The organism is Variovorax multivorans (assembly GCF_051216835.1).
In the GTDB taxonomy this organism is placed as follows: Bacteria; Pseudomonadota; Gammaproteobacteria; order Burkholderiales; family Burkholderiaceae_C; genus Variovorax.
Window position 1 is genome coordinate 143,707 of record NZ_JBPJZL010000014.1, and the last position, 19,120, is coordinate 162,826.

Sequence of the window (19,120 nt, forward strand, 5' to 3'; positions counted from 1 at the left end):
CGCCCTTAGACCTCGTCACGCGCGGGGGCACAGTGGCTCCGTACACTGCGACGCTTTGCGCGCATGAAACTGGTTTCCATTTGGGCAGAGCGCCTGCGCGACGTGACCGTCGCGCACTGGGTGGCTGCCCTTTGCCTCGCAGTGCTGGCCGTCGGCGTGCAGGCTGTGACGCCCGACGACCATCCACGGCAGCCCGCCGAGGCGCATTGGGTTGCGAGCTGGGCCGTGGCGCCGGTCGATTTCACGGAGATGGCCGCAGCCCCCGGCGGTGCGAACTATTCGTCGCCTGCCGGTAATGACCTGCGCGGACGGACGCTGCGTCAGAAGGTCGAAATGTCGCTGGACGGCGAGCGCATCCGCATCCGCTTCTCGAACCGCTTCGGCAAGACGCCGCTGCGCATTGCCGCCGCGAGCGCGGCACGCGGCACCGGTGCCGATGCGTTCTCGCCGACCACGCTGCGCGTGCTGCGTTTCGGCGGCCGCACCACCATGACCATTGCGCCCGGGGCGGATGCCTGGAGCGATGGCATCGACCTGCCGGTGCAGGCGGGACAGACGGTGGTCGTGAGCGCCTTCTTCGACCGCACCACGCCTTTTGCCACTGTCTCCATGCTGGAGCCGGGCACGACATGGATAGCGCCCGGCAATGCCGTGATGGCGCCGAAGCTGAAGAGCCCTTCGCCACTGGTGTTGAACCAGATCGTGACCGGGCTCGACGTGCTCACCACCAAGTCCGTGCGCACTGTCGTGGCCTTCGGCGACTCGATCACAGCGGGCACCGCAGAGGCCAACTTCGGGGCCTATCCCGACATGCTTGCCACGCGCCTGCGCGATACGCAGCGCGCCGGGCAAGACGTTGCAGTGCTCAATGCCGGCATTGGCGGCAATCGCCTGCTGGCCGACGGCCTGGGGCCCAGCGGTCTCTCCCGTTTCGAGCGCGATGCATTGCGGCAGAGCAGCGTGACGCACGCGATCATCCTGCTGGGCACCAACGACATCGGCCGCACCTTGTTCACCAAGGTGCCGGGCGCAGAGATAAAGCCGCGCGACATGCCGACGGCCGAGCGCATCACCGAGGGGTTGGAGCAACTGGTCAAGCAGGCCCGCGCCAAGGGCGTGAAGGTGCTGCTCGGCACCGTGCCGCCGTTCAGGAACACGCCTTACTGGAGCGAGGCCAGCGAGGCCATGCGCGAAGGTGTCAACCGCTGGATCCGTGGCCAGCAGGACATCGACGGCGTCGTCGATTTCGACGCGGCATTGCGCGACCCTGCGGACCCGAAGGCGCTGAATCCGCTGTATGACTCGGGCGACCACCTGCACCCCAACAAGGCCGGCCATGCGGCGATGGCCACAGCCATCGATCTGCGCGAATTGCAGGAGTGAGCGCTCGCCGGGGCGCTCAAAGGCGAGTCAGAGCTTTACACAAGACTTCGTGCATTGCTTACAGGCGGTTCACATGGACTGGGCAGCATGAAGGCTCCTCCAACAACTCATGAGGAGTCCTTCATGAAAAAACTCGCATTGGCTCTTTCCGTCGGCGCTGCATCGCTTCTGTCGGTGGGCGCATTGACTGTTCCCACGGCCGCGCAGGCGCAACCCGTGGTCATACAGGTGGCGCCGCCCCCTCCGCGCTCCGAACGCGTGCCCCCGCCGCGCCGCGGCTATGTGTGGGCGCCGGGGCACTATGAGTGGCGCGGTGGGCGCCATGTTTGGACCCGCGGCGTCTGGGTGCGCGCCCGTCCGGGCTATGCCTACCGTGCGCCGGAGTGGCGCGAGGAAGGCGGGCGCTGGCAGTACAACGCAGGCCGCTGGGATCGTGACGGCGATGGCGTGCCGAACCGCTACGACCGCCGGCCGAACAACCCGAATCGCAACTGACGCTGAGCGGGATGCATGCCTCCCAAGTGGAGGCATGCTTTTTTGGAGGCCTAGCGGAACACCACCGTGCGGTGTCCGTTGAGCAGCACGCGGTGCTCGCTGTGCCACTTCACCGCACGCGCCAGCACCTGGCTCTCGGTGTCGCGGCCGCGGGCCGTGAGGTCTTCGACCGTGTCGGTGTGGTCGGCGCGGGCCACGTCCTGCTCGATGATCGGGCCTTCATCGAGGTCGGCCGTCACGTAGTGGGCGGTGGCGCCGATCAGCTTCACGCCGCGGTCGTGTGCCTGGTAGTAGGGCTTGGCGCCCTTGAAGCTGGGCAGGAACGAGTGGTGGATGTTGATCGCGCGGCCGGCGAGGTTGCGGCACAGGTTGTCGCTCAGGATCTGCATGTAGCGCGCGAGCACCACGAGTTCAGCGCCTTCGGCCTCGATGATTTCAAGCTGCTTCGCCTCGGCCTGCGCCTTGGTCGCGGCCGTCATCGGGATGTGGTGGAAGGGCACGTTGTAGCTGGCGGCCAGCTGGTAGAAGTCGCGGTGGTTCGAGATGATGGCTCGCACGTCGATGGCGAGCAGGCCGCTCTTCCAGCGGAACAGCAGGTCGTTGAGGCAGTGGCCTTCCTTGCTGACCAGAATGACCGTCTTCATCGGCTCGGCGGCGGCGTGCAGCTGCAGCGTCATGCCGAAGCCGGCGGCGAAGGTCTTGAGCTCTTCGCGCAGCGTGGCTTCGCTGTGGTCGCCGCAGGCGAAGCGCACCCGCATGAAGAAAAGACCCGTGTCATGGTCGTTGTACTGGGCGGCCTCTTCGATGTTGGCGCCGCGTTCGAGCAGGAAGCCCGAGACGGCGTGCACGATGCCCGTACGGTCGGGGCAGGAGAGGTTCAGGATGTAGGCAGGCGTAGTGGTCGTCATCAGGGGCGTAATTGTGGCAGGGGTGCCAGAATCGCGATTTTCCCCGTTGATATAACCGCAGGAGACACGCATGGCCTTCCAGGACTTCAACATGGACAACCAGTGGTTGCCCTTCACCCCCAACCGTCATTTCAAGAAGGACCCGCGCGTCTTCGTGGCGGCCGACGGCATGGAGTTCACCACCCATGACGGCAAGAAGGTGATCGACGGCATCTCGTCCCTGTGGTGCGTGGGCGCGGGCCATAACCGCAAGCCCATCAACGAAGCCATCAAGAAGCAGCTGGACACGCTCGACTACGCCACCGCCTTCCAAGTCAGCAACGACAAGGCCTTCAAGGCGGCCGAGATGATCGCCTCGCTCGCGCCCGGCGACCTCAACAAGGTGCTGTTCTGCAACTCGGGCTCGGAAGCCGCCGACACTTCGATGAAGGTGGCTCTGGCCTATCACCGCGCGCGCGGTGAAGGCCACCGCAACGTGTTCATCGGCCGCGAGAAAGGCTACCACGGCGTGGGCTTCGGCGGCATGTCGGTGGGCGGCATTCCGGGCAACCGCAAGGTGTTCGGCTCGGCTTTCCTGCCGCGCGTGGACCACATGCGCTTCATCCACGACCCGGTGAACCACGCCTACATCCACAACGAGGAGCCGGTGTGGGCCGAAGACCCGCTGGTCGAGCTCGAAACCCGCATCCTGCCGCTGCACGATCCGAGCAACATCGCCGCGATCATCGTGGAGCCGGTGGCCGGTTCGGCCGGCTGGTACCTGCCGCCCAAGGGCTACCTCAAGCGCCTGCGCGAGATCTGCGACAAGCACGGCATCCTGCTGATCTTCGACGAGGTCATCACCGGCTTCGGCCGTATGGGCACCAACTTCGCGTCTGACTACTTCGGCGTGGTGCCCGACATGCTGAACTTCGCCAAGTGCGTGACCAACGGCGTCATTCCGCTGGGCGGCGTGATCTGCCGCGACAAGCTCTACGACGCGATGATGAAGACCGACGCGCCCGAGCACGTGGTCGAGTTCTTCCATGGCTACACCTACTCGGGCCACCCGGTGGCCTGCGCCGCGGCCATTGCCACGCTCGATCTCTTCAAAGAAGAAAACCTGTTCGCGCGCGCCGGCGAAATGGGCAAGGTGCTGGGCGATGCCTTCCACAGCACCTTCAAGGGCCTGCCCAACGTGGTCAGCATCCGCAGCCTCGGCCTCGCCGCGGCGGTGGAGCTCGCGCCCATCGCGGGCACGCCGGGCAAGCGCGCCTATGAGGTCTTCCTCGATTGCTTCCACAAGGGCGCTCTCGTGCGGCCCGCTGGCGACGTGCTGGTGATCGCGCCGCCGTACATCGTGGAGAAGTCGCACATCGACACGCTGGTGAACACGCTGGCGGATTCGATCAAGGCGCACGCCTGAGCAAGACGGCAGCGCCTTCGTGAGCCCGAGATCACGAAGGCGCTTTGCCGGCCGTCGCCAAGAAAGTCGACGAAGCATTTCTTCTGCTTTGACAGAACTCGGCGAGCGCTTCACGCTTCGGTCCTCACTAGAAGAACGGGGGACGAAGATGTCGAAAAACATCGAGCGATGGGTGAGCCGGCCACTTCCTGCGGGTCGCCAGGTCGCTCTCGTGATGGTGACGCTCGGCTCTGTCACCGCCTGGTTGTTGTTCTGGTTCGGCGACTAGCCTGACCTGCCGAAGCGCACGCTTGCGCGCGCGCGTGCGACCCCTGCGGCCTGCGCGGGCCCTTGGGTTGCCATCCTCATTTCTACCGGTTCCCGGGATACCTCCTACCGGTTCCCGGGATACCGGTCGTGGCCGCCGATCCCTAGCATCCCCTCCCGAAACGTAGCACTTATGAGTTCATCAAGTGCGTCTTCCAGAGAGGGACCGTCATGCAACGTGTATTTCTTATGGCATTGGTGTGTGCGCCTTTGGCTGCACTCGCCAACAACGTCGGCGAGAACGCCGCATGGCAGTTCCAGACCAGCACCGACAAGGTGAACCAGGCCGCGATCCAGGACATGATCCGCAAGCAGAAGAGCGGCTACTACTCGGCGCCGGTCTACAACACGACCAACAACATCGGTCGCCAGTACAACTGCAACGTCTCCGCGACCTCCACGGGCAACGACGGCAACAACAGCACGGTCGCGAATTCGCCTTCCACTTCGGGCGCGACTTCGAGTGCATCGGGCAATGACAGCCGCACCGCGGTGGGCACGCTCGGCGGCGCGACGGTGGGCACCACGCAGGCCAACTCCGGCGCTGTCGGCTCGGCCATCGTCGGCGGCACCAGCACGCAGGTGCAGGGCGCGGCCAACCAGGCTCTGAACTCGAATCAGAGCAACTCGGGTGCGCAGACCGCGAGCGTCGGCGGCAGCTCGGCGTGCGCGTTCGGCGTGCTCAATTGAACGAGGCACGCGACATGCAATTCCCCATCTCCCGCACCTTCGCGCTCGCAGCCATCGCCACGGTGGCGCTCGCTGGTTGTGTCTCCGCTCCGCAGCAACGCTTTGCGCCCAACGAGGCGCCCGTGGTGCTCGGCCCCGCGGTGCGCGACAACGTCACGCCGATGGAGGCGGTGCTCGCCTGCTACGCCGACCACATCGCGGCCACGCGGCGCCCGCCCATCGTCATCGGCGTGGGCGACGTGAAGGACTACACCGGCAAGTACAGCATCAACGAAGGCAATGCCATCACGCAGGGCGGCGCGCTGATGGTGTATTCGGCACTCGGCAAGCTCGGCGGCGCGGTGAGCATCGCCGAGCGCTTCGATCCGGTGATCGCCGAGCGCGAACTCGCGTACGCCGACCGCCGCCAGCTCGGCGACGGCCGCACGCACCAGGTAGGCGGTCCCAACGGCGGGCAGGCGGTGCCGTGGCTGCCGTACTTCGGCGGCACGATCAACAAGTCTGATTACTTCATCGTCGGCGGCATCACCGAGCTCAACTACAACATCAACTCGGGCGGCGCGGAGTTCGCGGTGAACCAGGTGGGCGTGAAGGCGCGCACCTTCAGCCAGTCGGTGAGCGTGGACCTGCGCATCGTCGACACCAAGTCGCTGATGGTGGTGCGCACGGTGAGCCTCACCAAGCAGTTCAACGGCTACGAAGTGGGCCTGAACGTGTTCCGCTTCTTCGGCAGCAAGCTGTACGACGTGGACATCGGCGCCAAGGGCCAGGAGCCGGTGCAGATGGGCGTGCGCGCAGCGCTGGAAGAGGGCGTAGTGCGGCTCATGGCGGCCGTCACGCAGGTCGACCACCGGCCCTGCATGACGATGCGTCCGGGCGGCGGCGAGCAGATTCCGACCGTGCCCGCGGCCGACCTGCGCAAGGTCGACAACCCGGGCGACGCCACCGTGAGCGGCGCGGCCGTGACCTCGCCCGTGGTGCAGAGCGGCGTGGCCGTCAACGCCGCGGGGCAGGGCGGCGCGCGCCTCACGGGTACGGCAACGCAGGTGTCCTTCGACTTCGGCGCGACCACGCTCGGCGGCAGCTCGCTCGCGCTGATCGACCAGATCGCGGGCCTGGCCAAGAAGGGCTCGACCGACATCGTGCTGGTGGCGCGCGACACCGAGAACTGGGACGCCCGCAAGCGCGACGAGCTCACCGACCAGCGCATCGCGGCCGTCACCTCGGCCCTTGCCAACCGCGGCGTGGCACCGGGTGCCATCAGCCTCACATGGCGACCCGATGCCGCCGACACGTCGATCCACCGCGATGGCCCGGGCCTGCAGGAGATCGCCAAGCTGCGCATCGGCAGCGCGGTGGTCGGCGGCGCGGCGCCCGCTCCTTCACCTTCTGCTTCTTCTTCCGACGGCGCAGTCAAGGGCGATTGACCTGCTGTTCCGCGCGCATCGCGCATCCACTTTCCGACCCAGACCGCTTCCACAACATCCGAGGAGTCACGCCATGAAAGCACGCAAGATCCAGAGCCGGGCCACACGCGCGCCCATGTTCAGCCGCAGCAGCATCGGCACGGCAGTCGCGATGGCGCTGATTGCAGCAGCCTCCGGCGCACAAGCCGCCGAGACCTCGGTCGATGCCGCCTACAACGGCACCGTCACCGGCACGCCGACGATCGACAAGCAGATCAGCAATACCGGGGCCGTCAACGCCACCATCACCAGCGCCACCGTGGGCACGACCTCCACCGGCACGCCGTCGAACCCCAACCCCGTGGCGATGAGCACCAGCGGCAACCTGGTCGGCGCGACCGCCACCGGCAACAGCTTTGCCAACAGCATCCAGCCGGCGCCCGGCACGCCGGTGAACAACGCCGCCACGCTGGGCGTGGCGATCAACACCGGCACGATCAACAGCTCAGTGATCAGCAGCAAGCTGGCGGTGGAATCGAGCACGCTGCAGACAGGCAGCGTGGTCAACGCCGACAACACCATCTCGGCCACCACCACGCTCAACAGCGGCAGCTCGGTCGTGTCGGGCGCCGCCGCGGTCGGCGCGCTGCCGCAGGCCGGCACCTCGGTGCTGACCTACCCGGCGGGCGCACCGCTGTTCGATGCCAAGGGCAACATCGTAGTGACCTCGCTGCAGTCGGCCACGGGCGCAAGCTCCAACGCGCAGGTGCTGGGCAACACGGTCGACCTGATGCTGACGGCGAGCCCGGGCATCACGCTGACCACCGCTGCCGTGCTCGAACGCAATTCGATCTCGGCGGTGCTCAAGGCCAACAGCGCGACCAGCACGGCCGAAATCCAGTCGGGCGGCGCGCCAGCCTTCGCCGGCTCGGCGGTGGTCGCGAACCTGCAGGCGAACGGCAACGGCATCCTCGCCGTCACGCACAGCGCAACCAATGCGAGCTCGGTGATCACGGGCCTCGTGAGCGGCGTGCCTGCCGGCGGCTCCAACGTGCTGCAGGGCTCGCTGTCGGTGCAGGGCAATGCGATCTCCAGCGCGGCCACGGGCAACGAGGCGCTGGGTACCACGGCCGGTGTGGCAGGCAACCGCATCCTGATCGACGACGTGACCATCGCGGGCACCGGCACGGCCGCCACCGCAGCCAACAACAGCATCCACAACGGCGTGGGCGTGACCAGCAACGTCAACAGCGACTTGGCCATCGTCAACAGCCAGGGCAACATCGGCGTGACCACTTTCGCCCAGACCTCGGGCGCTGAGATCCGCGCCGGCGTGCAGTCGAGCAAGAACAGCCAGGTCACGCTGTCAGACAACAGCATCACGGCGGACGCCACCGGCAACACGGCGTCGAGCGCCATTGCCAGCGGCAAGAACGCGGCCTCGTTCACCGGCACTGCTGCGGTGTCGAATCAGCAGGCCAATTCCGCGGCGGCGGCGACGGCGTTCCTGTTTCCGTCGGTCATCTCGGCGCAGACGGGCGAGTCGCCCGGCACGGGGCAGACCAGCGGCAGCTCGGTCACCGTGTCCGGCAACACGTCGGCGGCCACCGCACAAGGCAACCAGATCACGCAGAGCCTGGCGATCCAGGCGGCCACGGTGGCATTGGGCAACGGCAACGCCGTGCTCACGGGTGGCACGAACTCCGACGGGCGCGTGTCCGCCAGCGGCGCAGCGACGCTCACCAACCTGCAGGGCAACTACAACGGCAGCGGCCCCGCGGCGCTCAACTTCGGCTCGCAGATCCTGCTGACCGCCAGCGGTGGCGGCGCACCGGTCGCGAACAACACGCTGGCGCTGACCGACAACCGGCAGGAAGCCGTGGCGGTCGGCAGCGGGGCCACCAACACGCTCACGCTCACCGGCAACTCGGTCGGCACGGGCGCGGGCATCGCGAGCGTGCAGATGTCCGATGCGACCTCCGGTGCTGGCGCGGCGTTGTTCAATCCCGAAGCGCGCATCGCGGTGAACGGCAACGTCACCGGCGGCTCGGTCGCGCTCACCGACAACCTGCAGCGCGCCATTGCCTACGGCAATTCGGCGTCGAACACGCTGGGCGTGAGCGCGGGCAACCTGGCCGCGGCGCCAGGCCCGTTCCTGGGCACGCCGGCCTCGACCGTCACGGTCGATGTGCTAAGCGGACTGCCGTTCAGCAACGCGGCCGGCGCCCTGCCGACGGTGACTGCGGCCTACGGCATCCTGAACGACCAGTCGGTGCAGGGGAACATCGGCAGCTCGGCCACCGGCCCCAACACTTTCTCGGCGACCGTCACCGGCAATGTCTCGGCCGTCAGCGTCGCGAACAGCGACAACGCCTTTGTCGCAGCCACCTACGGCAACGACGCGGCCAGCGGCGTGACGCTGGGCCTGAACAACGTGAGTGGCTCGAATGCCTCGATTGCCAACGTCACCAACACGCAGGCGGTGGCGGGCGCGGGCACGGTCATCGACGCCACGGCGGCAGGCGGCATCGTGGCGCGCACCACGGTCACGGGCACGTTGAGCAACGGCTCGGTGTCCAGCTCGGACAACGCGGCGCAGGCGCTGGCCTACGGCAGCCGCGCCACCGGCAACACGGTGAAGGTGACGGGCAACAACATCGACACCTCGGGCCTCTCGCTGGCGGGTGCGACGCTGACGGGCAACGTGCTCGCCACCACCGCCGCCTTCAGCGTGCAGAACGCGCAGTCGGGCCAGGGCACGGTGTCGGCGCAGCGCAGCGGCGGGCCTGAAGTGCAGACCACCGTCACCGGCGCCATCAGCAACTCGAAGGTGGACGCCAGCGGCAACACCACGCTGGCCGGCGCGACCAGCAACAGCGCCGTCAACGGCGTGAGCGTGGATGCGGTCGGCGTCTCGACCACTACCGCGGTGCAGAACCTTCAGCTCACCAGCGCCGCGGTCAGTTCGCTGACCGGGCAGGAAGGTGCGCTGCTCAACAACAAGGACGGCGTGCAAGTGGTGCTGGGCGGCGCAAGCATCCAGAACTCGCAGGTCACTGTGGACGGCAACGCCGCCGGCGGCTCGGCCACGGGCAACGCCGCCGTCAATCGCATCGACGTGAAGGGCAACACCATCGCCGTGGGCGACGGCTTGCCGCTTGCCGGCGCGACCAGCCTCGCGGGCCTGGCAGGTGCGGTCGGCGACCATGCGCTGTCGAGCATCCAGCTGGTGACGAGCCCGACGATCTCTTCCAAGGTGGCGGCCGCATTCGGTATCGACACGGCGGTCGGCGCGGTGATCTCCGGCTCGACGCTCAGTGCCTCCGGCAACACGCAGAGCGCGAAGGCCGTGGCCAACACGGGCAGCAACGCCATCGCGCTCGCGGCCACCGATGTGTCGGCCCGCTCGGCGCTGCTGTCTGCACAGGGCAGCACGGCGGCGGTGGAGTCGCGCTCGTTCATGCAGGCGTTTGCGCCGGCCTCGGTGGCGGGTTCGTCGGTGAAACTCTCGAACAACAGCAACTCGGCGCTGAGCGTGATCAACGACGTGGACAACAAGGTCGCCGTTGCGGGTGGCTCGTCCGTCGCGTCTTTCGTGCCCGCGATCATTCTCCAGGGCGCGCTGCCAGGCAACACCGCCGCGGTGGGCGACCAGGTGCTGGTGAACCGCCAGTCGGCCGGAACCTCGGCCACCAGCACCGCCGACACCGCGATCTACAACGAAGACAGCCTGGTGCCCGCCAACGCAGGCCTGGTCAACAGCAGCTTCACCGCCTCGGGCAACACGACGTCCTCGGAAGCTGCGGCCAACCGCGCGACGAACGCGGCCTCGCTGACCGGCGGCGCATCGCAGTCGGCCAAGACCGCGGTGCTGAATGCGCAGGACAGCAACGCGACCGTGGCAGCCAACGCCAACAACGTGACCAAGCTCACGTTGACCGGCCCCAACGCGCTCACCGGCAGCAGCGCCACGCTCGACGGCAACAGCACCAGCGCAGCCGCCACCGGTAGCGCCGCGACCAACAGCATCGACGTGAAGAGCAGCGCCATTGCCGGCAGCACGCCGTTGCCGGCCGTGGCCGCAGCCGGCCCGGCGCTGTTGGTGGCAGTGACGGCAGACCACGCACTGGCCAACGTGCAGATGGGCACCGGGACCGTGTCGGCCACCGCGACGGGCATCGTGGGCATCGACACGGCACTGGCATCCATCGTCGGCACCTCGACGCTGGGCGTGACGAACAACAGCCAGAGCGCGAAGGCCGTGGCCAACACGGCGCTCAACAGCGTGACGCTGGCAGGCTCGAACGTGGGAGCGCGCTCGGCGCTGCAGTCGACGCAGTCGGGCACCGCCGCGGTGACGGCAACGTCCACGCAGGAGCTGTTCGCGCCGGCCGCGTCCACCGCATCGACGGTGCGCCTCTCGGGCAACAGCAACACGGCGCTGGGCGTGATGAACGACGCGACCAACACGCTGAGCGTGAGCGCGGTCAACACACTGCCGCCGGGCGCGACGGGTTCCGCCACGCTGAACGAGACCGGCAGCGCCGACAACGTGGTGGCCACCGGCGACCACGTGCTGTCGAACCGCCAGTCGGCCGCATCGACGGTCAGCAGCACGGCCAGCACGTCGATCCACAACGACGACAACGCCGCACCCACGCCTGGGCTGATCAACGGCGCGCTCACCATCTCGGGCAACAGCACCTTCGCAGAGGCTTCGGCCAACCGCGCGACCAACACCGCCACGGTAGCGAGCGGCGCGACGCAGGGCGCCAGCGTCGGCATCGTGAACGTGCAGGGCAGCACGGCCGGCGTGACGGCGACGGCCAGCACGGTGGCGAATGCGACGCTGACGGGGGCGGTGCCGCTCAACGGCAGCAGCATCTCGCTCGACGGCAACACCACCGCCGCCCTGGCGCGCGGCAATGCGGCGACCAACGTGCTCGAGTCCAGCGGTGGCAGCAGCTACGGCGGCGCGGCCACGGTGGGTTCGTCGAGCCTGGTCGGCACGCCGCTGGCGCTCAACGTCGGTGCGAGCGCAGCGATCCTCAACAGCCAGAACAACTCGGGTGCGGTGTCGGCCACGAGCGTGGGTACGAGCTACCAGGTGGCGCTCAACAGCACCGGCGCTGGCGTGTCGAGCGGCACGGTCGGTGTCACGGGCAACACACTGGCGGCGCAGGCCGTCGGCAACAGCGCGACCAACCGCCTGACGCAGACGGCGCTGAACACCGGCGCGCCGAGCGCGGCCATCGGCAACTACCAGGTCAACACCGGTGCGGTGACGGCCACGGTGACGAGCGTGAACTTCGGGGTCGGCGTCTCGGGCGCGGTGGGCAACAGCACGCTGCGCACCACGGGCAACCAGATCACGGCGTCTGCGACGGGCAACTCGGCGGTGTCGGCGATTACCTCGCGCTGAGCTGCCGTGTACTGAAAGAAAAAGCCGCGGGCCTTCGGGCTCGCGGCTTTTTTCTTGTCGATGGGGCGCTCAGGCTTTCGGTTGGGGTCTTGCCTGCCGCTTGAACTCTGCGCAGTAGTCTTTTTCGGGCAGGGGCGGTGTCCGCCATGTGCGGTCGTAGTCGCCCGCCACCGCTTCGGGCGAAGGAGCAGCCGGCGCGGCCATCAGCCGCACCGTGGCGACCTTGACGTCGTCGGGCAGGTGCTGCGGCACGCCGAGCGTGCGCACGACGTGGCCGGCTCCGGCGATCAGCAGCACGGTCTGGCCCGGCCGTCGCGCCTTGACGATGGCCTGCGCCATCGCGCGGTCGCGGCCCACTTGTATGCGCGTCATCGGAACGATCTGCGACTCGGGGAGCATCCTGCAGTGCCCATCGCGTACGGCGTCCTGCTGCGCGGTGTAGGCCTCGCCGTTGAGCTGCACGTCGAGCGAGACATCGGCCATGGCGTCTTTCATGCGGGCGCGCGGCAGGTTGGCGCCGACCACGGGCACGCCCGCGCGCACGGCGGCCATTACCGCGGGGCCGTAGCTGGCCCAGGGCCAGGCCTTGTCGCTCCAGTCGAGGGCGGCCTGCACCTGCGCTTCGGTGGCGGTGGGGGCGACATGCGCGGTGCTGCGGCCTTCCTCCGCCATCTCCAGCGCCAGCGCGGCGAGATTGCCGCGAGCGACCAGGGCCTCGACGGCCTCGCGTTCGATGACATGGTGTTCGGGCGCATCGTGCTGCTCGCCGAGCAGCAGGGCATCGACCGGCTGGAGTGCCGCGACACGGCGCGCGATGGGGGCGTCGGGCGCCTCGGCGCCGGAAGAAGACAGCGCCGAGCAACCTGTGAACGCCGTGACGGCGAGCAGGGGGAACAGCAGGAATCGGGAGGCCCGGGCGGGCCAGTTTGGAGGAGGCATCGCGCGATCGTATGCCCTGGGCACGCGCACGCGGTGCCGTCCATTTCCCCCTGTCCCTGTCGTCCGTGCCCTCCCGCTTTTTTCGTTCGCGCGCTGGCCACGCAACCGCCGCTGAAGTTCCGGTGGATTTACCGCTGAACACTTCTGAAACTTTTATCTGACAGCCTGCTAATTTTTTACCAAGTCTTTGGGTTTACTCGGCCCGTCGCGAAAAGTCATACCAAAGACCACATGTGGCTCGCGATACGGGCCGGATATCCATCTATCCGGAGGTTCAATTTCCGACACTTACGGGGTAGATATGAATAACTTGAGACTCGGTGGCGCCATTGCCACTGCCCTGGTGGCGCTTGCCGTGCTGCCGCTCCAGTCCGCGCACGCCACGACGGCCACCACGACCTTCAAGGTGACGGCCACGGTGCTCAGTTCCTGCGCCATGGCCACGCCCGACACGCTCGCGTTCGGAAGCTTCACCCCGGGCACTGCGCTCACCGGCGCGACCTCGTTCACCGTGCAGTGCACCTACGGCACCACCTACTCGCTGGGCATGAGCGCAGGCACCAGCGGCTCGGTGACGGCCCGGACCATGACGAGCGCCACGGCGACGAGTGGCTACAACAGCCTGTCGTACGGTCTCTACAAAGATTCCTCGTATGCGACCAACTGGAGCAACAGCACGACGGGGTCGGACTACACCGGCACAGGTTCGGCCGTGACCCATACGGTCTACGGCAAGGTCCCGGCCGCCCAGTACGCCGTGGCGCCCGCAACGGACTACACCGACACGATCACCCTGACGCTCACCTACTGAGCGTTCACGGTCCATGTCTCTCGATTGGGCTAAGCGCCAGCTCCTGCCGCGCGCGGCGATCATCCTCGGTTCGGCGGCGGCGATGGCCGTCTCGGCCGTTCCGGTCGACGTTCGGGCCGCGAGCATCCAGATCGCTCCGGTCCGGGTTGTGCTGCAGCCCAACCGGCCGGTCGCTTCGCTGGTCGTGACTAACGACGGCGCCAGCGAGATCTCGATGCAGGCCGAGGTCATGAGCTGGGCGCAGAAGGATCAGCAGGATGTCTATGCGCCTACGCGTGAGGTGCTGGTCAATCCGGCCATCTTCCGGATTCCGGCCAATGGCCGGCAGATCGTGCGCCTCGGTCTGCAGGTGCCTGCGCTGGCCGACGAGCGCAGCTACCGCATCTTCCTGAGGCAGTTGCCGCGCGACAAGGCGCTGCCAACGGGGACCGAGGGGGCGGGCGCTGAATTGCAGACGCTGCTGCAACTGGTCTTGCCGATCTTCGTGCCTCCTTCGTCCCCTGCGGGAGCGCCTTCGGTCGCGTGGCATCTGAGCGCGTCGGCGCTGACCATCGACAACCTGGGGCGCGAGCACATCCAGATCACGCAAGTCACCGTGCGCCATGCGGATGGCAGCGAACTCTTGCGTCAACGTATGTCGGTTTACGTGCTGCCGCAGCAAAGCGCCAGGTTGCCGGTCGTGCTGCCTTCACTGCCACCGGGCGCCAGACTCCAGCTCGAGGCGCAGGCGGACTCCGAAGTACCGCTGCCCCCCGTCTTCCTGCAAGTTCCCGGTGCGACGGCTGCAGCGGCTCAGTAGCCTGGTCGCTTTCGCTTGCTGGCTGCCGGTGGCACACATGGCGCAGGCCCAAGTGATTGCAGACGATCAGGCGTTCACCCCGCTGGTCATCGACGTCGAAGTCAATGGCACGGCAGAGGGGCCTGCACGCTCTGCGCTCCGGCACGGGGGCAAGCTGTTGTTCAGCCGTGCCGACTTGCAGGCGTGGCGCGTCATCGTTCCCGCCCAGGCGACGGCCGTGGTCGAGGGGGCCGATTACTACGACCCCGCTGCGTTGCCCAATGGCAGCGTGGCGCTGGAAGAAAGCACGCAGACAGCGCAAGTGCGCTTGCCCGTGACGGCATTCGTGGCCAGTGCACTCACCGGCAAGGGCGCGAACCGGCCGTCGCCGACGCCCTCGGTCAATGCCGCCTTCGTCAACTACAGCATGGCGCTGCAGCACGACAGCAACGGCACTGCCGCATCGGGGCTGCTCGACAGCACGGTTTCGGGCCAATGGGGATTGCTGGCGAACAGCGTGCTCGTCGGCCAGTCGGCCTATCAGAATGCGACGGGCCTTTCGTCGCTGAGCAAGATGGTCCGGCTCGACAGCTACTACCGCTACGACGATCCGGATCGCCTGACGCGGCTGACGGTTGGCGACGCCATCACGCAGAACGCCGCGTGGTCCACGCCGTCGCGCTTCGCCGGGGTGCAGTTCGGCACCCAGTTCGGGTTGAGCCCCGGGTACATCAGCTATCCGGTGCCGTCGCTCACGGGCGGATCGGCCGTTGCATCGACGCTCGAGGCCTATGTGAACAACACGCTGCACTATCAGGGGCAGGTCGATTCGGGCCCGTTTTCGTTGAGCAACGTGCCGGTGCTCAGCGGTGCGGGTGAGATGAGCTTCTCGGTGTCCGACGCGCTGGGCGTGCGCCGCACCGTCACGACGCCCTACTACGTGAGCACGAATCTGCTGCGCGCGGGCTTGTCGGACTACTCGGTCAACGTGGGGTGGAGCCGCCTCAACTATGGCCTTCAGAGCAATGACTACGGCAGCCCGTTCGCTGCCGGCAACTGGCGCCGCGGACTCAGCGAGACGGCCACCATGGAACTGCATGGCGAGGCCGGCGCGCAGGTTCAGGTCGCCGGCGTCGGCCTGACGTGGGTGTGGGCACCGCTGGGGGAGTTCGGACTGCACGGCGCGGCCAGCCGCTCGCAGGACGCGGGCAGCGGAACGCTCGGGCGTGTTTCGTTCGCGCACATCGCTCCTGACTGGAGCTTCTCTGCAAGCCGGCAATCCGCCAGCGCAGGCTTCATGCAGGTTGCCTGGCTGGACAGCCAGACGCACACGACCGGGCAGACGCAGCTGTTCCTGGGGCGATCCCTTGGCCGCCGCTATGGCAGCCTGGGCCTGGCCTACACGGCATTGCGCTACAGCGGTGGCGACGAGGCCAAGGTGCTGTCGCTCAACCACTCCATTCAGCTCGGTGCCGTGTTCCTGAACACCTATGTGGCGCGCACCGACTCGGGCGCCACGGCGAATCGCCAGCGCGTCGCCTCGGTCGGCTTGAGCCTGACCCTTCCGCTGGGCGACCGGCAGACCGCATCGGCCACGACCAGCCGGCAGAACGGGAAAAGCACCACCACGGTCGACGTCAGCCAGGCGACGCCGAGCGATGAGGGGCTGGGCTGGCGCGTCGTGGCCTCGAATGGCGAGACAAAGCGCACCCAGGCCGAGGCAACCTGGCGAACCCCCTATGCGAGCTTCAACGCGCAGGTCGTCGACCTCAACAAGGAAACCAGCGCCAGGGTGCTTGCCGAGGGCTCACTGGGCTATACGTCGGGCATGTTCTTCGCGGCTCAGTCGTCCAGCGACGGCTTTGCGCTGGTGACGGTGCCTGGCGCGGCCGGCATCAAGATCTACCGGGAGAACAACCTGGCGACGACGACCGACGGCGAGGGGCATGCCCTCGTGACCGGCCTGCGCGCCTATGAATTGAACAAGATCAGCGTGGACAACGGCGATCTGCCGATCTCGGCGCAGGTGCACTCCGACGTGCTGCAGGTCGTGCCGTCGTACAAGGGCGTTGCGGCGGCCACCTTCGACATCTCGCGCGACCTGAGCGCCACGATGCAGATCCGGCTGCCTGACGGCTCGCCGCTGCCGGCTGGCATCGACGTCATCGGCGAGAACCGTCCGTCTCCATTGATCACCGGCTACGGCGGCACGCTGCAGCTCGATCGCCCCCGTGCGGGCGAACGCTTCGAGGCGAATTGGCGTACAGGCCATTGCAGTTTCACGGTCGGCCCCATTCCGATCTCCGGCACGTTGCCACAAATCGGACCCTACACATGCGAAACGATGCTTCCACCCACGGCGCGCTGATCTGGGTTGCTGGTCTGATCGGTGCCCTGGCTGTCACGCCGGCACATGCGACATGCACGTCGACGGGCCTCGGGACGCCGACCTGTTCGGCCACCATCAGCGCGACGGCCCTGAGCTTCGGAAGCTACAGCGCGGCCACGACGAGCGCCACCACAAGTACCGGCACCATCACGGTGGCGGCCACGTTTTCAGGAAGCATCTTCGGAACCAGCACCTTGAGCTATACGGTCAGCCTGAGTGCGGGGAATTCGGGAACGACCACGAGCCGCTACATGAGCTATGGCAACTACACCCTGAACTACAACCTGTACACCAGTTCGACCTATGGAACGGTCTGGGCGACCAGCACGGTGTCGGGCAGCGCGTCTGCCTCAGGTGGGTTCGGGACCAGGACGGCAAGCACCACGCACACGGTCTACGGTCGCCTGCCTACCGGCCAGTACACGGCTGCGCCGGGCAGCTATACCGACACCATCACGGTGACCGTGACCTACTGAGTTGTTGTTTCCGGGGTTTTCGGCTCAGTGCACCAAGACGGGGGTGTGGGCCAGCTCGGCGTAGCCTTCGAGCGTGTCTTCGACTTCTTCCTGCGTGGGGGTGTTGAGCTGCCACGCGGCGATCTGCTGCTGGAACAGTTCGGCCCAGGAGCCGTCGAGGTACACCTCCTTGCCCGAACGCTTGTCCACGATCTCGAAGCCATGACGCTCCAGAACCGGCACATTCGGCTGCGCGGGCTCCTCGCCTTCATTGGGCTGCACGTGTACGACGACGAAAGACTCCGAGTCATAAAGCATGTTCATGGCGGGCCCTGTGAGTATGTCGATGGCGTTCATGGGGTTTAGATAGCAATCAACGCGCCAGTTTCAAGATAGGTTGTCTATTTGTAAAACCAACAGGCTAATCGGCATATCTCCAGGACCTTTTGCTTCGATAGTGTGACTTTCTCCTCAATTTGAGGGTCCCGCGGGTAGGGGTTTGCGCAATTGGGCGTCAGCGAAGTCCCCGTTGGGCTCCGTTTGCCTGATGCGTACGGGCAGATAGCCGTAGGCTGGCGCAAGCCAGAGCTCCAGTTTTCTATCGAAATCCCGGCGCGGGTTGCGGGTGAGTTTGCGCGCGGTGTATTCGCCGGCCGGGAGGGCTATCTTTTCCTCTTCGCCGACCACGAAGACCCAGACGTCGGCATCGCGCGGCCCCACGGTCTGGACCGAGATCCGGGTGCCCGCCGGATAGCGGTCCGGGCTGGCCGCCAGCAGGCCGCCGAGCTGCATCATGACGCTCATGCGGTCCTGCGCGCCGGCCAGCAGCGGCACGGGGGGCGTGTTGTTGCTGAACACGATCTGCCCCTGGTCGCGCACGAAATGCGACGCCACCTCGGCCTTGCGGCTTTCGGAGTACCGCTCGGGCTCTAGGCCGGAGGGGCCGATGCGGCCGGTGCTGTGCCAGTTGAGCAGGGTGAAGAACACCGCCTTGAGAGTCAGCCGCCCGTCGTAGCGGGTGCCGTCCTGCAGCCAGACGAGCTCACCGAATACGCCCCGCTGGGGCGACGCTCCCACCTGGCCGGTGGCTTCGAAATCGAGCGTGACCGAACCGGGGATCCTCAGCGCCTGGGTGCCGGCGATGGTGCCCGAGGCTTCGCTGCCACCGGCCGCCTTGGTGCCGGTGCCCGTGCCACCAGCAGGGGAAGATGCACCGGCAGGGGCGCTGGCGGCTGCTTCGGGCGGTGCTGCTCCTGAATCGGGAGCGGCCTGAGCCGTCAGGTCGGGTGTTTCTGGAGCAGGGGGCACGGAAGCGTCTGGCTCCGGCGTTGGCGTAGCGGCCGCGGGAGCCGGCTTCGGACGGGGCACCGACGCCTCGCGGGGCCGTCGCGGCTTGGGCGGCGGCGCCGGCTTGGCTTCCGCCGGGGCGGCAGCCGGCGCCGCGGGCTTTTCGGAAGCCGGCGGCGCGATCACGATCGTCCGCGTGCTGAACTTGCTCGCCAGCGGCGAGGGTTCCGGCCCGATGGCCACCGGTGCCAGCCCGAGCACCAGCAGGTGGATCAGCGCCACCAGCAGCGTCAGACCGATCAGCACCCGCCACGACGGACGCCCGGGCAGGCCGGGAGGCAGCAAGGAAGAAGGAGGGGCGACGAGCGTCGACATCAGTGTGTGGAGTGAGGCGCCGGCCCGGAGGTTCACCAAGACCACCTCGGTACACTGCCGCCCGTTCAACC

The 19,120-nt window shown here is 67.3% G+C and carries 14 protein-coding genes; 10 read left to right on the plus strand and 4 right to left on the minus strand.

Annotated elements, in window-relative coordinates; all coding sequences use genetic code 11:
* The first annotated feature begins 63 nt into the window (after positions 1–63).
* Together ACSFCA_RS29630 and ACSFCA_RS29635 are read left to right on the plus strand one after the other, a co-directional pair.
* Entirely contained in the window at positions 64–1,383 is a 1,320-nt protein-coding gene (locus tag ACSFCA_RS29630; RefSeq protein WP_435461928.1) for an SGNH/GDSL hydrolase family protein, read from the plus strand.
* Between the two features lie 123 nt (positions 1,384–1,506).
* Positions 1,507–1,878 (plus strand): YXWGXW repeat-containing protein, encoded by a 372-nt coding sequence (locus tag ACSFCA_RS29635; RefSeq protein WP_093057657.1) that lies wholly within the window; start codon positions 1,507–1,509, stop codon positions 1,876–1,878.
* A 50-nt stretch (positions 1,879–1,928) separates the two neighbouring features.
* On the opposite strand, the gene purU is transcribed toward ACSFCA_RS29635, so the two are convergent.
* On the minus strand, positions 1,929–2,786 hold the full coding sequence (gene purU, locus ACSFCA_RS29640; protein WP_435461927.1) for a formyltetrahydrofolate deformylase: 858 nt from the start codon (positions 2,784–2,786) through the stop codon (positions 1,929–1,931).
* A gap of 70 nt (positions 2,787–2,856) precedes the next feature.
* Here purU and aptA point away from each other — a divergent pair, with 70 nt between their 5' ends.
* The 4 genes from aptA (at position 2,857) to ACSFCA_RS29660 (ending at position 12,015) form a co-directional block, all read left to right on the plus strand.
* On the plus strand, positions 2,857–4,191 hold the full coding sequence (gene aptA / locus ACSFCA_RS29645) for an omega-aminotransferase AptA (protein ID WP_258352702.1): 1,335 nt from the start codon (positions 2,857–2,859) through the stop codon (positions 4,189–4,191).
* Positions 4,192–4,668: 477 nt separating this feature from the next.
* Positions 4,669–5,187, plus strand: coding sequence for a hypothetical protein (locus ACSFCA_RS29650; RefSeq protein ID WP_258352703.1), 519 nt, complete (start codon positions 4,669–4,671; stop codon positions 5,185–5,187).
* 14 nt (positions 5,188–5,201) lie between these two features.
* A complete protein-coding gene (locus tag ACSFCA_RS29655) occupies positions 5,202–6,614 on the plus strand; it encodes a CsgG/HfaB family protein (protein WP_435461926.1) in 1,413 nt (470 codons plus the stop codon).
* Between the two features lie 73 nt (positions 6,615–6,687).
* Positions 6,688–12,015, plus strand: a complete 5,328-nt coding sequence (locus tag ACSFCA_RS29660) for a beta strand repeat-containing protein (protein WP_435461925.1) — start codon at positions 6,688–6,690, stop codon at positions 12,013–12,015.
* Positions 12,016–12,084: 69 nt separating this feature from the next.
* Here the strand turns inward: ACSFCA_RS29660 and ACSFCA_RS29665 are convergent, their stop codons facing one another.
* On the minus strand, positions 12,085–12,954 hold the full coding sequence (locus tag ACSFCA_RS29665; protein ID WP_435461924.1) for a ChaN family lipoprotein: 870 nt from the start codon (positions 12,952–12,954) through the stop codon (positions 12,085–12,087).
* 301 nt (positions 12,955–13,255) lie between these two features.
* Between ACSFCA_RS29665 and ACSFCA_RS29670 the strand changes: the two genes are divergently transcribed.
* The 4 genes from ACSFCA_RS29670 to ACSFCA_RS29685 are packed head-to-tail and all read left to right on the plus strand — an operon-like array spanning position 13,256 to position 17,408.
* Positions 13,256–13,765, plus strand: a complete 510-nt coding sequence (locus ACSFCA_RS29670; RefSeq protein WP_093059963.1) for a Csu type fimbrial protein — start codon at positions 13,256–13,258, stop codon at positions 13,763–13,765.
* A 13-nt stretch (positions 13,766–13,778) separates the two neighbouring features.
* Positions 13,779–14,564, plus strand: a complete 786-nt coding sequence (locus tag ACSFCA_RS29675; protein ID WP_435461923.1) for a fimbrial biogenesis chaperone — start codon at positions 13,779–13,781, stop codon at positions 14,562–14,564.
* 37 nt (positions 14,565–14,601) lie between these two features.
* On the plus strand, positions 14,602–16,911 hold the full coding sequence (locus tag ACSFCA_RS29680) for a fimbria/pilus outer membrane usher protein (RefSeq protein ID WP_435461922.1): 2,310 nt from the start codon (positions 14,602–14,604) through the stop codon (positions 16,909–16,911).
* Entirely contained in the window at positions 16,878–17,408 is a 531-nt protein-coding gene (locus ACSFCA_RS29685) for a spore coat protein U domain-containing protein (RefSeq protein ID WP_435461921.1), read from the plus strand. Before ACSFCA_RS29680 ends, ACSFCA_RS29685 begins: the two co-directional genes overlap by 34 nt.
* A 24-nt stretch (positions 17,409–17,432) precedes the next feature.
* Here ACSFCA_RS29685 and ACSFCA_RS29690 read toward each other — a convergent pair whose 3' ends face one another.
* Together ACSFCA_RS29690 and ACSFCA_RS29695 are read right to left on the minus strand one after the other, a co-directional pair.
* A complete protein-coding gene (locus ACSFCA_RS29690) occupies positions 17,433–17,711 on the minus strand; it encodes a BTH_I0359 family protein (protein WP_176929076.1) in 279 nt (92 codons plus the stop codon).
* Between the two features lie 147 nt (positions 17,712–17,858).
* Positions 17,859–19,049: a DUF3108 domain-containing protein gene (locus tag ACSFCA_RS29695; protein WP_435461920.1), complete on the minus strand. Its 1,191-nt coding sequence runs from the start codon at positions 19,047–19,049 to the stop codon at positions 17,859–17,861.
* Positions 19,050–19,120 lie beyond the last annotated feature (71 nt).

What these genes read in the sequence shown, in the direction of transcription:
- ACSFCA_RS29630 (WP_435461928.1), top strand. Translation starts at nt 64, where the DNA reads ATGAAACTGGTTTCCATTTGGGCAGAGCGCCTGCGCGACGTGACCGTC.
- ACSFCA_RS29635 (WP_093057657.1), top strand. Translation starts at nt 1,507, where the DNA reads ATGAAAAAACTCGCATTGGCTCTTTCCGTCGGCGCTGCATCGCTTCTG.
- purU (WP_435461927.1), bottom strand. Translation starts at nt 2,786, where the DNA reads ATGACGACCACTACGCCTGCCTACATCCTGAACCTCTCCTGCCCCGAC.
- aptA (WP_258352702.1), top strand. Translation starts at nt 2,857, where the DNA reads ATGGCCTTCCAGGACTTCAACATGGACAACCAGTGGTTGCCCTTCACC.
- ACSFCA_RS29650 (WP_258352703.1), top strand. Translation starts at nt 4,669, where the DNA reads ATGCAACGTGTATTTCTTATGGCATTGGTGTGTGCGCCTTTGGCTGCA.
- ACSFCA_RS29655 (WP_435461926.1), top strand. Translation starts at nt 5,202, where the DNA reads ATGCAATTCCCCATCTCCCGCACCTTCGCGCTCGCAGCCATCGCCACG.
- ACSFCA_RS29660 (WP_435461925.1), top strand. Translation starts at nt 6,688, where the DNA reads ATGAAAGCACGCAAGATCCAGAGCCGGGCCACACGCGCGCCCATGTTC.
- ACSFCA_RS29665 (WP_435461924.1), bottom strand. Translation starts at nt 12,954, where the DNA reads ATGCCTCCTCCAAACTGGCCCGCCCGGGCCTCCCGATTCCTGCTGTTC.
- ACSFCA_RS29670 (WP_093059963.1), top strand. Translation starts at nt 13,256, where the DNA reads ATGAATAACTTGAGACTCGGTGGCGCCATTGCCACTGCCCTGGTGGCG.
- ACSFCA_RS29675 (WP_435461923.1), top strand. Translation starts at nt 13,779, where the DNA reads ATGTCTCTCGATTGGGCTAAGCGCCAGCTCCTGCCGCGCGCGGCGATC.
- ACSFCA_RS29680 (WP_435461922.1), top strand. Translation starts at nt 14,602, where the DNA reads ATGGCGCAGGCCCAAGTGATTGCAGACGATCAGGCGTTCACCCCGCTG.
- ACSFCA_RS29685 (WP_435461921.1), top strand. Translation starts at nt 16,878, where the DNA reads ATGCGAAACGATGCTTCCACCCACGGCGCGCTGATCTGGGTTGCTGGT.
- ACSFCA_RS29690 (WP_176929076.1), bottom strand. Translation starts at nt 17,711, where the DNA reads ATGAACATGCTTTATGACTCGGAGTCTTTCGTCGTCGTACACGTGCAG.
- ACSFCA_RS29695 (WP_435461920.1), bottom strand. Translation starts at nt 19,049, where the DNA reads ATGTCGACGCTCGTCGCCCCTCCTTCTTCCTTGCTGCCTCCCGGCCTG.